Here is a 13,602-nt window from a genome sequence, read left to right as displayed (position 1 = left end):
CGGGGGCAGTTTTTAGCTGCTTACCGGCGTGTCCTGCGGAGGCGGTTCACCGGGATTGAGTAATTGTTGTACGTTTCTGAACACATTTCGAGCAACATCAGCGATTTTTATTCATTGCGGCGAGAAACGACGGCTGCATGATGTTAATCATAATTGTCAGCGTCATTATGCGCTACGCTTGATGGCAGACTGATGATTTATTAACCACGTGTTTTGTTTCCGCCCCGTGGCGGACAACACGAACTAAAATAGGTACTTCCATGTCGAGTAAGCTAGTACTGGTTCTTAATTGTGGCAGCTCTTCGTTAAAATTTGCCATCATTGATGCGGCAAACGGTGAAGAACATATCTCTGGTTTGGCCGAATGTTTCCACCTGCCTGAAGCACGCATCAAATGGAAAATGGACGGCGGCAAACAAGAAGCGGCACTGGGTGCCGGCGCCGCACACAGCGAAGCCCTGACTTTCATCGTCAATACCATCCTTTCCCAGAAACCGGAACTCTCTGCAGAGCTTATTGCCATCGGTCACCGCATCGTGCACGGGGGTGAAAAATTCACCTCGTCGGCCGTTATCGATGACGCCGTGCTTCAGGGTATCAAAGATGCGGCCTCCTTTGCACCTTTGCATAACCCGGCGCACTTAATCGGCATTGAAGAAGCCCTGAAATCCTTCCCGCAGCTGGCAGACAAAAACGTCGCCGTGTTTGATACCGCCTTCCACCAGACGATGCCGGAAGAGTCCTACCTCTATGCCCTGCCGTACCATCTGTACAAAGAGCACGGCATCCGCCGTTACGGCGCGCACGGCACCAGCCACTTCTATGTCACGCAGGAAGCGGCCAAAATGCTGAACAAACCGGTGGAAGAACTTAACGTCATTACCTGCCATCTGGGTAACGGCGGCTCCGTGACCGCCGTGCGCAACGGCCAGTGCATTGACACCTCCATGGGCCTGACCCCGCTGGAAGGCCTGGTGATGGGCACCCGCAGCGGTGACATCGACCCGGCGATCATCTTCCACCTGCATGACCGCCTCGGCATGAGCGTGGATGAAATCAACAAAATGCTGACCAAAGAGTCCGGCCTGCTGGGGCTGACCGAAGTCACCAGCGACTGCCGCTATGTTGAAGATAACTACGCCGAGAAAGCGGACGCCAAACGCGCGATGGATGTGTTCTGCCACCGCCTGGCCAAATACATCGGTGCTTATGCGGCGCTGATGGAAGGCCGTCTGGATGCCGTGGTCTTCACCGGCGGCATTGGCGAAAACGCCGCGATGGTGCGCGAGTTTGCAATGGCGAAACTCGGCCTGCTGGGCCTGGAAGTCGACCACGAACGCAACCTGGCCGCCCGGTTCGGCAAAGCGGGCTTTATCAACAAAGAGGGCACCCGCCCGGCCCTGGTGATCCCGACCAACGAAGAGCTGGTCATTGCGCGGGATGCCGCGCGCCTCACCGCCTGATTGTTATCCACCGCCAGCCCATGCTGGCGGTGTTGTTTCCACTCTTGCATCATAAAAAAGAGGGTAAGCCGTGTCCCGTACAATTATGTTGATCCCCACCGGCACCAGCGTCGGCCTGACCAGCGTCAGTTTGGGTGTCATTCGCGCCATGGAACAGAAAGGCGTCAGCCTGAGCATCTTCAAACCGATTGCCCAGCCGCGCGCCGGGGGCGACGCACCAGACCAGACCACCACCATCATCCGTGCCAACTCCAGCGTGACCGCGGCAGAGCCGCTGCGCATGAGCCACGTCGAAGCACTGCTCAGCTCCAATCAGCAGGATGTGCTGATGGAAGAGATCGTGGCCCGCTACCACGAAAACACCAAAGACGCTGACGTCGTGCTGGTGGAAGGGCTGGTGCCGACCCGCAAACACCAGTTTGCCAACGCCCTGAACTATGAAATTGCCAAAACCCTGAATGCCGAGATTGTGTTTGTGCTGGCCCTGGGCAATGACTCCCCGGCCCAGTTGAAAGAGCGCATTGAACTGGCGCGCTCCAGCTTCGGCGGCAGCAAAAACAAAAACATCACCGGCGTTATCATCAACAAACTCAACGCCCCGGTGGACGAACAGGGCCGCACCCGCCCGGATCTCTCCGAGATCTTTGATGACTCCACCAAAGCCAACGTGGCGAATATCGATCCGAAACTGCTGTTTGCCAACAGCCCGCTGCCGGTGCTCGGCTGCATCCCGTGGAGTTTCGACCTGATCGCCACCCGCGCCATCGACATGGCCAAGCACCTGAACGCCCGCATTATCAATGAAGGCGACATCAACACCCGCCGCGTGAAGTCCGTGACCTTCTGCGCGCGCAGCATCCCGCACATGCTGGAGCACTTCCGCCCCGGCTCACTGCTGGTCACGTCAGCTGACCGCCCGGACGTGCTGGTGTCGGCCTGCCTGGCGGCGATGAACGGCGTGGAAATCGGCGCCCTGCTGCTGACCGGCGGCTATGAAATTGATGAACGCATCAACCGCCTGTGTGAGCGCGCCTTCCAGACCGGCCTGCCGGTGTTTATGGTGAATACCAACACCTGGCAGACCTCGCTGAGCCTGCAAAGCTTCAACCTGGAAGTGCCGGCCGATGACCACCAGCGGGTGGAAAAACTGCAAAACTATGTCGCCGGCCATATCAACAGCGACTGGATCGAATCCTTGACGGCGGCGTCCGAACGTTCGCGCCGCCTGTCACCTCCGGCCTTCCGCTATGAGCTGACTGAGCTGGCCCGCAAAGCCGGCAAACGCATCGTGCTGCCGGAAGGCGACGAACCGCGCACCGTCAAAGCGGCCGCCATCTGTGCGGAACGCGGCATCGCGGAATGTGTGCTGCTCGGCAACCCGGATGAGATCCAGCGTGTCGCGGCGGTTCAGGGCGTGGAACTCGGCAAGGGCGTCACCATCGTCAACCCGGAAGAGGTGCGTGAAAACTACGTGCCGCGCCTGGTGGAATTGCGTAAAAGCAAAGGCATGACCGAAGTGGTGGCGCGCGAGCAACTGGAAGACAACGTGGTGCTCGGCACGCTGATGCTGGAACAGGGCGAAGTCGATGGCCTGGTCTCCGGTGCGGTGCACACCACCGCCAACACCATCCGCCCGCCGTTGCAGCTGATCAAAACCGCGCCGGGCAGCTCGCTGGTGTCGTCAGTGTTCTTCATGCTGCTGCCGGATCAGGTGCTGGTGTATGGCGACTGCGCCATCAACCCGGACCCGACCGCAGAACAGCTCTCTGAGATCGCCATCCAGTCAGCGGATTCCGCCGCGGCCTTCGGCATTGAGCCGCGCGTCGCGATGATCTCCTACTCCACCGGCACCTCCGGTGCAGGCAGTGACGTGGAAAAAGTGCGTGAAGCCACCCGGCTGGCGCAGGAGAAACGCCCGGATCTGATCATCGACGGCCCGCTGCAATATGATGCCGCGATCATGGCGGATGTGGCGCTCTCCAAAGCCCCGAACTCCCCGGTCGCCGGGAAAGCCACGGTCTTTATCTTCCCGGATCTGAACACCGGTAACACCACTTATAAAGCGGTGCAGCGTTCCGCGGATCTGGTGTCGATTGGGCCGATGTTGCAGGGGATGCGCAAGCCGGTGAATGACCTTTCACGTGGTGCGCTGGTGGATGACATTGTCTACACCGTGGCGCTGACGGCGATTCAGTCCGCACAGGCTGAAACCCAGACGGCCGCGCTGGCGGAAAAAGAGTAACCGCCCGCCATAACAAAAACGCCGGCAACGATGCCGGCGTTTTTTTTGCCTGTTATCACGCGCTGTCTCGCAGAGGCGGAACGCGCGGTCAGACGATAATGGTCAGGCAGCGGGCGTGCCGTTGCCGCCTTCAGGTTGCGGTTCGCCCTGCTCCGGCGTCGCCCCCAACATTCCTTTCTCTGCGGCGACCGGCTGCGGCTTCTGTTCGCGCACCAGCGGCTTGCCGTAATCCTGCTGGTTATTGCGGCTCAGCCAGAGCGACAGGGCTTTCAGCGAATCCGGGGTAAACTCATCACAGCGGGCAGTGATCTCTTCCGGCAGCATCCAGCTCACTTCCGCCACTTCCTCTTCCTGCAAAGCAAACGGCCCGTGGGAGACGCAGCTGAACAACCCGCCCCAGACCCGGCAATGCTCCTCTTCGAAATAGAACAGCCCATGCTCGGCAAACGGCACTCCGGCAATGCCCAGCTCTTCCTCGGCTTCACGGCGGGCAGATTCCAGCACATTTTCGCCGCTCTGCACCACGCCCCCGGCAGTGGCATCCAGCCAGCCTGGATAGTAATCCTTGCTGTCGGTGCGGCGCTGAACCAGGATTTTACCCATGCCGTCATGTACCACGATATAGGTGGCGCGGTGGCGCAGCCGTTGTGCACGCATCTGCTGACGACTGGACTGAGCAATCACTTCGTTCTGCTCGTCAACAATGTCCACCCACTCTTCAGTGTACGCAGTCTGACCTTGATCCATCCTCTGAAACCTTCTTTCTGGGCGCGGGACCCCGCGCGATTAGGGTTGTAACGGCTGATAATCTGTTGTTATCGCAATGGCTGTATTTTTCGCAATGATTGCCGCCATCGCTGTTTTATAGCAATCGCGGTGTGATAGCAAAAGCATCGCGTGCGGGCGGCGTCCGCGCGCCGTAGCAGGAAGGGAGTCATGACCATAAATCAACAGCGCCTCCCCATGCAAGCGGGCCATGCAGCAGGATGATAAAGGTGACCGGGGGGCAAAAACAATGGCGGCGGTGCAGTCCGTGCCGGTGGCGGCCCCCACCGTGACGCACGCCGCGTTTTGTGTCCCAAACCGGACAGTGTCAGCATCAGACTATTCCCGCATTGCCTGCTATTCTTAGCTGTTATCCTAGCCAGGTTGTTTTGGATGACGGGCCAGCACGCCCGCCCGTGTAATGACTTACAGATCACCTAACGCAGGAGGCATTATGATTGACCTGTATTACGCACCGACCCCGAACGGACATAAAATCACCCTTTTCCTTGAGGAATCGGGCTTGCCTTACCGCCTTCACCCGATCGACATCAGCGCCGGTGACCAATTTAAACCGGAGTTCCTGGCCATTTCACCGAATAATAAAATCCCGGCGATTGTGGATACCCAGCCGATCGACGGCGGCGCGCCGGTCAGCATTTTTGAATCGGGGGCCATCTTGCTCTACCTGGCGGAAAAAACCGGCAAACTGCTGAGCCAGGAGCTGCGTGAGCGGGCGTCGACCCTGCAATGGCTGTTCTGGCAGGTGGGTGGGTTCGGGCCGATGCTCGGCCAAAACCACTACTTCACCCACTCTGCGCCGCAGCCGGTGCCTTACGCGATTGAACGTTACCAGACTGAAACCAAACGCCTGTATGGCGTGCTGAACACCCAGCTGGAGAAGAAACCCTACCTGGCCGGGGATCAGTACAGCATTGCGGACATCGCCACCTACCCCTGGGTGGTGTCCCATGAGCGCCAGCGCATCGATCTGGCGGAGTTCCCGGCCGTCCGCAACTGGTTCGAACGCATCCGGGTGCGCCCGGCGACAGTAAAAGCCTACCAACTGGCCGGCTGACGCCGTACACCCGCCGCCTCCCGGTGTCGGGAAGCGGCCCTTCCTGGCCCCATTTCATTGATTCAGGTGAAAATAACGCTGCCGTCGCATGACGGCGGCAACGTATCGCCTATGCTAAGAAGAGTCTCTGTTGCCTTAACGGGAAACCATTATGCAAGTGCTGATAACCGGCGCAACCGGCCTGATTGGCCGCCACCTGGTGGCGCAACTTCAGGCCCATCATCAGGTCACGGTGCTGACGCGCAATGCCGCGCGGGCACGGGCCATTCTGGGGGAGGATGTCACCTGCTGGACGTCGCTCAGCGGGCAGCGCACGCTGGACGGCATCCATGCGGTTATCAACCTGGCCGGAGAGCCGATTGCCGACCGCCGCTGGAGCCGTGAGCAGAAGCGCCGGTTGTGCGACAGCCGCTGGCAACTCACCGGGCAACTGGCCGCGCTGATCCGGGCCAGCACCGTGCCGCCTGCCGTGTTTATCTCCGGGTCGGCCACCGGCTATTACGGCGATCAGGGCGAGGCGGTGGTCACCGAAGAAGAGGTGCCGCACGACGAATTTACCCACCAGCTCTGCGCCCGCTGGGAAGAACTGGCGCTGACGGCAGAAAGCCCGCACACCCGCGTCTGCCTGTTGCGTACCGGCATGGTGCTGGCCCCGCATGGCGGTGCGCTGGCGAAAATGGTGCCGCCGTTCCGGCTGGGGCTGGGCGGGCCGTTTGGTGACGGCCGCCAGTACCTGCCGTGGATCCATCTCGATGATATGGTGGCGGCGATCCTCTACCTGCTGGATCATACTGAGCTGCGCGGCGCCTTCAACATGGTCGCGCCCTATCCGGTTCACAACGACAAATTTGCCGCCACGCTGGCAGAGGTGTTGAACCGCCCGGCCTTTTTGCGCGTCCCGGCCTTCGCGGTGCGGCTGCTGATGGGCGAGGCGGCGGTGCTGGTGCTCACCGGCCAGCGCGCCATCCCGAAACGGCTGGAGGCGGCCGGTTTCCATTTCCGCTTTTCTGAACTGGAAGAGGCGCTCAGCAACGTGCTGGCGCGCCGCTAAGCCCTACTCCTTCAGCGAGACATAACGGAAAATGTGCTTGCCGAACGGATCGATCTGGTAATTCACCACCTCCTTGCGCACCGGCTCGAAAATGGTCGAGTGCGCAATCATCAATGCCGGCACCTGTTCATGCATCATCACCTGCGCCTGCTGGTACATCGCCGTACGCTGGTTCTGGTCAAGGGTGGCGCGTGCCGCGGTAATTAACTTGTCAAACGGCGGGTAGCACCACTGGGAGGAGTTAGAGCCGCCGTTGGCCGACGCGCAACTGTAGAGCGGGCCGAAGAAGTTGTCCGGGTCACCGTTGGCCGTCGTCCAGCCCATCAGCGCCGTCTGGTGCTCCCCACGTTTCACCCGTTGCAGGTATTCGCCCCACTCATAGGTGACAATCGTCGCTTTTACGCCGATTTTTGCCCAGTCCGCCTGAATCATCTCCGCCATCCGCCGGGCGTTCGGGTTATAGGGGCGCTGCACCGGCATGGCCCACAGGTCAATCGCGAAGCCCTGCCCCAGCCCGGCGTCCGCCAGCAGTTTTTTCGCCTGGGCCGGATCGTAAGGGTAATCCTGCACCGCCGTATTGGCGCTCCAGACGCCGGGCGGCAGCAGGTTTTTCGCCTGCTGGCCGGTGCCGTTGAACACGGCCTCCATAATCGCCGGTTTATTCACCGCCAGCGCCAGTGCCTGCCGCACTTTCAGGTTATCCAGCGGCGGTTTTTTCACGTTAAACGCCAGGAAACCAATGTTCAGCCCCGGTTTCTGCATCAGCGTGAGATCCGGGTTGTTGCGCATCCGCGGCAGGTCAGCCGGGTTGGGGAACGGCATCACCTGGCACTCATTCTTCTCCAGTTTGGCATAGCGCACCGCCGCATCCGGGGTGATGGTAAACACCAGCCGGTCGAGCTTCGGCTTGCCTTCCCAATAGTGGTCAAACGCCTTGTAGAGGATGCGCGAATCTTTCTGGTACTGCACCAGCTGGAACGGCCCGGTACCGACCGGCTGGGTATCGACGCGCTCCGGCGTGCCCGCCTTCAGCATCTGGTCAGCATACTCTTTGGACAGAATCGACGCGAAATACATGCCGAGATCCGCCAGGAACGGCGCCTCCGCGTGCGCCAGCGTGAACCGCACCGTCGCGTCATCCAGCTTGTCGATGGCGGTAATCAGCGTGCCCAGCGCCATGCTGTCAAAATTGGCATAAACCCCGCCGGAAACGTTATGGTAAGGGTTGGCCGGATCTTTTTGCCGCATAAATGAAAAGATCACATCGTCAGCATTGAAATTGCGGGTAGGCGTGAAGGTTTTGGTGGTATGGAATTTCACATCTTTACGCAAATGGAAGGTGTACACTTTGCCGTCAGGGCTGATCTCCCACCGCTCGGCGAGGCTTGGCTCCAGGGTAGTGGTGCCGACACTGAACTCCACCAGGCGGTTATAGAGCGTCACGGAGGTGGCATCGACCGTGGTGCCGGAGGTGGTGAGTTGCGGGTTAAAGCTTTCCGGCGCGCCTTCTGAGCAGAACACCAGCGTCTGTGCCGGGGCGCTAGCCGCCAGCCCGGCTGTCAGCATCGCGGCCACTAACCCTATTCTGTTTTTCTTCATTGGTTTTCCTTGCCTGAGGTAAAGGAGACATGAGATAGAACGCAGAACCAACACAGATTACCATTCCTGCGATGTTTGGTAACAAATTGTTATATATGAAAAACGTATGAACGTGGACACCCGGGGAATCACCATGCATAACGCGCTTGCCGACCAGCTTACAGAACGTTTTTTCCGCTATCTGGCCATTACTACCCAGAGTGACGCGGCTGCCACCACCTTACCCAGCACGCCCGGCCAGCATGACCTGGCGGCGCTGCTGGCAGACGAATTGCGCCGGCTTGGCCTGCAACAGGTGGTGGTGGATGAACACGCCACCGTCACCGCCGTGAAACCGGGTAACCAGCCGGGCGCGCCGCGCATCGGCTTTATCACCCATCTCGACACCGTGGATGTCGGCTTGTCGCCGGACATTCACCCGCAAATCCTGACGTTTGAGGGTGACGACCTCTGCCTGAACGCGGAAAAAGATATCTGGCTGCGGGTCAACGATCACCCGGAAATCACCGCCTATCACGGCCAGCCGATCATTTTCAGTGACGGCACCAGCGTGCTGGGCGCGGACAACAAAGCGGCCGTCACGGTGGTGATGACGTTGCTGGCCAACCTGACGCCGGACACGCCGCACGGTGACATCGTGGTGGCGTTTGTGCCGGACGAGGAGATCGGCCTGCGCGGGGCGAAAGCGCTGGATCTGGCGCGCTTTGATGTCGATTTCGCCTATACCATCGACTGCTGCGAACAGGGCGAAGTGGTGTATGAAAACTTCAATGCTGCCGGCGTCGAGCTGAGTTTCACCGGCATCCCGGCACACCCGATGTCCGCCAAGGATGTGCTGATCAACCCACTGCTGATGGCCCATGACTTCATCAGCCATTTCGACCGCAACGAAACCCCGGAGCACACCGAGGGGCGCGAAGGCTACACCTGGTTCCAGGAGATGAGCGCCAACGTCAACGTTGCGCACCTGAAAGCGGCGATCCGTGATTTTGATGCCGACAGCTTCCTGCGGCGCAAACAGCGGATTGGCGACGTGGCCGAGATCATCGCCCGCCGCTACCCGCGCGCCAAAGTGGAGTTCAAAATCAGCGACGTCTACAGCAACATTGCCAACGCGATCGGCGAGGATCGCCGGGCGATCGACCTGATCTTCGCCGCGATGGACCAGATCGGTATTGAGCCGAAAGTGATCCCGATGCGCGGCGGCACTGACGGCGCGGCGCTGTCAGCCAAAGGCCTGCTGACGCCGAACTACTTCACCGGGGCACACAATTTCCATTCGCGCTTTGAGTTCCTGCCGGTAAGCGCCTTTGTAAAATCGTATGAGATGACGCTGGCGCTCTGCCAACTGGCCGCCCGGCAGTAACGGTTGCCCTGCCGCAGCGGCGGCAGGCTATTTCAGCGCGCCTGACAGGAACTGCCGCAGGCGCGTGCTTTTCGGGTTGCCGAATACCTCGGTCGGTGGCCCCTGCTCCTCAATCACCCCCTGGTGCAAAAAGATCACCTGGCTTGAGACATGGCGGGCGAACTCCATCTCATGCGTCACCACCACCATGGTTTTCCCCTCCTCCGCCAGTTTCTGCATAATGCGCAGCACTTCGCCCACCAGCTCCGGGTCCAGCGCGGAGGTCGGTTCATCAAACAGCAGCACTTCCGGCTCCATCGCCAGTGCCCGCGCAATCGACACCCGCTGCTGCTGGCCGCCGGAGAGGTTCACCGGGTATTTGGCGCGCGCCCGCTCATCAATCCCGACTTTGTCGAGGTAACGGATCGCCCGCTCGCGTGCCTCCGTTTTGCTTAAGCCCAGCACCTGGATCGGCGCTTCCATCACGTTTTCCAGCACCGTCATATGGCTCCAGAGGTTAAAGTGCTGGAACACCATGGTGAGTTTGGTGCGCAGCAACTGAAGCTGTTTCTTATCAAACACTTTCAGCTGGCCGTCTTTATCCCGCACCATACGGATGTCCTGATTGTTGACGCTGATCGACCCTTCACTCGGTTTTTCCAGGAAGTTGATGCAGCGCAGGAAGGTACTCTTGCCGGAGCCGGAGGAGCCGATGATGGTGATGACGTCACCGGCATCGGCATACAGCGAGACCCCTTTCAGCACCTCATGGTCGCCGTAGCGCTTGTGCAGTTCGGTTACCGCCAGTTTGTTGTCAGCCATAGTCAGAATTCCGCAAAAAAGTTGTCGGTCAGTGCGCGCGTTGCGGCCGGACATGGGCCAGCCAGCGCCGCTCCGCCTGCCGGAACAGGCCGATCAGCACAAAAGAGATCGCCAGGTAGAGCACCGCCGCAATACCGAAGGCGTAAAACGGCTGGTAGGTGGCGGAGTTGATGTCTCGGGCAATCTTCAGGATATCCGGCACGGTGGCGGTAAAAGCCAGTGCCGTGGAGTGCAGCATCAGAATCACCTCATTGCTGTAGGCGGGCAGCGCAGTACGCAGCGCCGACGGCAGAATGATGCAGCGGTAGAGTTTGAACCGGGAAAAGCCGTAGGCGTTGGCGGCTTCAATCTCACCGTGCGGCACGGCGCGGATCGCCCCGGCAAAAATTTCCGTGGTATAGGCGCAGGTGTTGAGCGTCAGCGCCAGGATGGTGCAGTTCAGCCCGCTGCGGAAAAAGGTGTTGAGAAACTCGGTACCGCGCACGATGTCGAGGCTGTACATCCCGGAGTAAAACACCAGCAGTTGCACATACAGCGGCGTACCGCGAAACACATAGGTATAAAACCAAATCGGCAGGCTGACCCAGCGCAGCGGTGACACCCGCCCCACCGCCATCGGAATGGCCAGCAGGCCGCCCACCACCACCGATGAAATCAGCAGCCACAGGGTCACGGCCAGCCCGGTAAGGCGGTAGCCGTCGCTCCAGAGCAGCGCCATGCCGTACTGTTGCAGAATCTCGATCATAGCTCGCCCCTCTTCACGCCCAGCGAGTAACGCCGTGCCAGCCACCACAGCACCCCGTTGGAGAGCGTGGTGAAAATCAAATATACCGCCCCGGCCACCATGGCGAAAAAGAACGGCTGGTAAGTGCCTTTCCCCGCCAGTTGCGTCGCTTTGACGACGTCATTCAGCCCCAGCAGCGACACCAGCGCGGTGGCTTTCAGGATCACCTGCCAGTTATTGCCGATACCCGGCAGCGCAAAGCGCATCATCGCCGGGAACAGGATGCGGCGGAAAATCTGCGCGCCGCTGAAACCATACGCCGTGGCCGCCTCAATCTGCCCGCGCGGCACCGCCATAAACGCGCCGCGGAAGGTTTCCGTGAAGTACGCGCCGTAAATAAAGCCCAGGGTAATGACGCCCGCTGTCAGCGGGTCGATGTTGATCTGCGCCATCCCGGCCAGTTCCGTCAGGCTGTTCAGGGCGATTTGCAGGCCGTAGAAAATCAGCAGCATCAGCACCAGGTCAGGCACGCCGCGAATCAGCGTGGTGTAGGCGTTAAAAAAACCGCGCAGCAGCCGGTGGTGGGAAAGTTTGCCGCCCGCGCCCGCCAGCCCAATCACCACAGCCAGCAGCACGGACGAGAGCGCCAGTTCAAGCGTGACCAGCGCACCCTGTAAAATCAGTTGGGAATACCCGTCAAGCATGGCGGTTTCTCTGTATTACGGAAGCAACGCAGGGGCGGGCGCCCCTGCGGAAACGGTGCGGGCATCAGCCGCCGTAGACGTCAAAATCAAAATACTGTTTGGCGAACTTGTCGTAGGTGCCGTCCTGACGCATCTCAGCAAAGGCTTTGTTCAGCGCCTCTCTCAGTTCAGTGTCATCTTTGCGCAGCCCCATGCCGGTGCCGACGCCGAAGAAGGCGTCATCTTTCACTGACTCGCCGGCGAACGCGTAATTTTTGCCGACCGGCTGTTTCAGGAAGCCTTCGCTGCCCGCCACTTCATCCTGGAAGGCGGCATCGATGCGCCCTGAGTCGAGGTCAGCATAAATTAAGTCCTGGTTCTGGTAGGCCACCACATCGATGCCTTTCGGCTGCCACATCGCATTGGCATAGGCTTCCTGGGTGGAGCCTTGCAGCACACCGACCCGTTTGCCGCGCAGGGCGTCCAGCGTCGGCAGGATTGGCGAGCCTTTTTTGGCGATCAGGCGCGCATTGGCGGCGTAGAGTTTGTCGGTGAAGGCGATCTCTTTCTGACGTTTCTCCGTGATAGACAGCGACGAGATAATGGCGTCAATTTTCTTGGCTTTCAGGGAAGGGATCAGCGCGTCGAAGTCGCTTTCCACAAAGGTGCATTTCGCCTCAATGCGTTTGCACAGCTCCTTGGCCAGATCGATATCAAACCCCACCACCTGACCACTGGCATTTTTTGACTCAAACGGGGCATAGGTAGGATCAGTGCCGATACGGATATCTTTCGGCACGGCGGCAAAACTGTGTGCTGCCGCGAACGCCAATACCAGGGGAAGGACTTTGACCAGCTTATTCATAGCGTACCCTCAAATTATTTTCCGATGCCAAACCCAGCATTTCCTCTCGGTTTATGCAGTTTCCATGCCGTTTATGCAGGCGCAGCCGGTGTGCAGGAAAAGCGCCGCCGCGTGTGCCGGAACTGCGGCCGCACGCACGCCTTAAGCGCAATTTGCAGGACAAACAGGGTGAGGTTATCGCCTCCCCCGGCAGGACGCCGGCGGAGGTGCACCTTAATTGACCATGCCGGGATCAATTATGGTGCACTGGGGAAATCGTGATCAGTTATGGGGCAATCTATGTCACAAATCTTTAACGTGATCCCTGCCAGCGGGTAAACAGATCGTCAGGCAATTCAATGCCGAACTGATCCAGCACGCGGTTTACCGTCTGGTCAACGATCTCCTGCACGGTTTCAGGTCGGTGATAGAAGGCGGGCACCGGCGGCATGATCACCGCGCCGAGTTCTGCTGCCTGGGTCATCAGGCGCAGGTGGCCCAGGTGCAGCGGTGTTTCACGCACGCAGAGCACCAGCGGGCGGCGCTCTTTCAGCACCACATCGGCCGCGCGGGTCACCAGGCTGTCGGTGAAGCTGTTCACAATGCCGGACAGGGTTTTGATCGAGCAGGGTAAAATGACCATCCCGGCGGTTTTGAACGAGCCGGAAGAGATGCTGGCCGCGATATCACGCGCATCGTGTACCACGTCAGCCAGCGCCTGCACGTCGCGCAGGGCGTAATCGGTCTCGAGGGCCAGCGTCTGGCGGGCAGCATTGCTCATCACCAGATGGGTTTCAATCCCTTCAACCTCACGCAGAACCTGTAACAGGCGCACGCCATAAATCGCGCCGCTGGCACCAGAGATGCCAATGATGAGACGTTTCATGTTCTTACCTCGGAAGTGATCGCGCCGGGCAACCGTCCGCCGCACAAAAAAACAGGGCCAGGCAAGCCTGGCCCTCTCAGCAGGGTATGGTAACGAAAGC

12 protein-coding genes are annotated in these 13,602 nt (G+C 59.7%); 5 read left to right on the top strand and 7 right to left on the bottom strand.

The features are described 5' to 3' along the window. Nucleotides 1-260 precede the first annotated feature (260 nt). Complete coding sequence (gene ackA, locus CYR52_RS10950; RefSeq protein ID WP_072930560.1) at nt 261-1,463, top strand: acetate kinase; 1,203 nt, start codon at nt 261-263, stop codon at nt 1,461-1,463. 85 nt (nt 1,464-1,548) lie between these two features. Then, nucleotides 1,549-3,705, top strand: coding sequence for a phosphate acetyltransferase (gene pta / locus CYR52_RS10945; RefSeq protein ID WP_175558170.1), 2,157 nt, complete (start codon nt 1,549-1,551; stop codon nt 3,703-3,705). Between the two features lie 102 nt (nt 3,706-3,807). Here the strand turns inward: pta and yfcD are convergent, their stop codons facing one another. Next, nucleotides 3,808-4,452, bottom strand: coding sequence for an NUDIX hydrolase YfcD (yfcD, locus tag CYR52_RS10940; protein ID WP_241522408.1), 645 nt, complete (start codon nt 4,450-4,452; stop codon nt 3,808-3,810). Nucleotides 4,453-4,924: 472 nt separating this feature from the next. On the opposite strand from yfcD, the gene yfcG reads away from it, so the two are divergent. Next, the gene (gene yfcG / locus CYR52_RS10935; protein WP_072930564.1) at nt 4,925-5,548 is read left to right on the top strand and encodes a GSH-dependent disulfide bond oxidoreductase; all 624 of its coding nucleotides are present in this window, start codon (nt 4,925-4,927) and stop codon (nt 5,546-5,548) included. Nucleotides 5,549-5,699: 151 nt separating this feature from the next. Continuing rightward, complete coding sequence (locus CYR52_RS10930; protein ID WP_101828565.1) at nt 5,700-6,599, top strand: TIGR01777 family oxidoreductase; 900 nt, start codon at nt 5,700-5,702, stop codon at nt 6,597-6,599. A gap of 3 nt (nt 6,600-6,602) precedes the next feature. Here CYR52_RS10930 and CYR52_RS10925 read toward each other — a convergent pair whose 3' ends face one another. Further along, on the bottom strand, nt 6,603-8,198 hold the full coding sequence (locus tag CYR52_RS10925) for an ABC transporter substrate-binding protein (protein ID WP_101828564.1): 1,596 nt from the start codon (nt 8,196-8,198) through the stop codon (nt 6,603-6,605). 133 nt (nt 8,199-8,331) lie between these two features. On the opposite strand from CYR52_RS10925, the gene pepT reads away from it, so the two are divergent. Continuing rightward, on the top strand, nt 8,332-9,564 hold the full coding sequence (pepT, locus tag CYR52_RS10920) for a peptidase T (protein WP_101828568.1): 1,233 nt from the start codon (nt 8,332-8,334) through the stop codon (nt 9,562-9,564). 27 nt (nt 9,565-9,591) lie between these two features. Here pepT and hisP read toward each other — a convergent pair whose 3' ends face one another. The 5 genes from hisP to CYR52_RS10895 all read right to left on the bottom strand — a co-directional run bounded on the left by hisP (nt 9,592) and on the right by CYR52_RS10895 (nt 13,502). After that, nucleotides 9,592-10,365, bottom strand: a complete 774-nt coding sequence (gene hisP / locus CYR52_RS10915) for a histidine ABC transporter ATP-binding protein HisP (protein WP_072930570.1) — start codon at nt 10,363-10,365, stop codon at nt 9,592-9,594. 28 nt (nt 10,366-10,393) lie between these two features. Further along, a complete protein-coding gene (locus CYR52_RS10910) occupies nt 10,394-11,110 on the bottom strand; it encodes an ABC transporter permease (RefSeq protein WP_072930572.1) in 717 nt (238 codons plus the stop codon). Then, entirely contained in the window at nt 11,107-11,793 is a 687-nt protein-coding gene (locus CYR52_RS10905) for a histidine ABC transporter permease HisQ (RefSeq protein ID WP_101828563.1), read from the bottom strand. Before CYR52_RS10905 ends, CYR52_RS10910 begins: the two co-directional genes overlap by 4 nt. A 64-nt stretch (nt 11,794-11,857) precedes the next feature. After that, the gene (hisJ, locus tag CYR52_RS10900; RefSeq protein WP_072930576.1) at nt 11,858-12,637 is read right to left on the bottom strand and encodes a histidine ABC transporter substrate-binding protein HisJ; all 780 of its coding nucleotides are present in this window, start codon (nt 12,635-12,637) and stop codon (nt 11,858-11,860) included. A 292-nt stretch (nt 12,638-12,929) separates the two neighbouring features. Continuing rightward, the gene (locus CYR52_RS10895) at nt 12,930-13,502 is read right to left on the bottom strand and encodes a UbiX family flavin prenyltransferase (protein ID WP_072930579.1); all 573 of its coding nucleotides are present in this window, start codon (nt 13,500-13,502) and stop codon (nt 12,930-12,932) included. Nucleotides 13,503-13,602 lie beyond the last annotated feature (100 nt).

Origin of the sequence: Chimaeribacter arupi, assembly GCF_002858805.1 — a bacterium.
Classification (GTDB): domain Bacteria; phylum Pseudomonadota; class Gammaproteobacteria; order Enterobacterales; family Enterobacteriaceae; genus Chimaeribacter; species Chimaeribacter arupi.
This window is presented reverse-complemented; position numbering and strand designations above follow the sequence as displayed.

Bases quoted from the DNA above. Each gene is read 5' to 3' on its own strand.
- ackA (WP_072930560.1), top strand. From the start codon at position 261: ATGTCGAGTAAGCTAGTACTGGTTCTTAATTGTGGCAGCTCTTCGTTA.
- pta (WP_175558170.1), top strand. From the start codon at position 1,549: ATGTTGATCCCCACCGGCACCAGCGTCGGCCTGACCAGCGTCAGTTTG.
- yfcD (WP_241522408.1), bottom strand. From the start codon at position 4,452: ATGGATCAAGGTCAGACTGCGTACACTGAAGAGTGGGTGGACATTGTT.
- yfcG (WP_072930564.1), top strand. From the start codon at position 4,925: ATGATTGACCTGTATTACGCACCGACCCCGAACGGACATAAAATCACC.
- CYR52_RS10930 (WP_101828565.1), top strand. From the start codon at position 5,700: ATGCAAGTGCTGATAACCGGCGCAACCGGCCTGATTGGCCGCCACCTG.
- CYR52_RS10925 (WP_101828564.1), bottom strand. From the start codon at position 8,198: ATGAAGAAAAACAGAATAGGGTTAGTGGCCGCGATGCTGACAGCCGGG.
- pepT (WP_101828568.1), top strand. From the start codon at position 8,332: ATGCATAACGCGCTTGCCGACCAGCTTACAGAACGTTTTTTCCGCTAT.
- hisP (WP_072930570.1), bottom strand. From the start codon at position 10,365: ATGGCTGACAACAAACTGGCGGTAACCGAACTGCACAAGCGCTACGGC.
- CYR52_RS10910 (WP_072930572.1), bottom strand. From the start codon at position 11,110: ATGATCGAGATTCTGCAACAGTACGGCATGGCGCTGCTCTGGAGCGAC.
- CYR52_RS10905 (WP_101828563.1), bottom strand. From the start codon at position 11,793: ATGCTTGACGGGTATTCCCAACTGATTTTACAGGGTGCGCTGGTCACG.
- hisJ (WP_072930576.1), bottom strand. From the start codon at position 12,637: ATGAATAAGCTGGTCAAAGTCCTTCCCCTGGTATTGGCGTTCGCGGCA.
- CYR52_RS10895 (WP_072930579.1), bottom strand. From the start codon at position 13,502: ATGAAACGTCTCATCATTGGCATCTCTGGTGCCAGCGGCGCGATTTAT.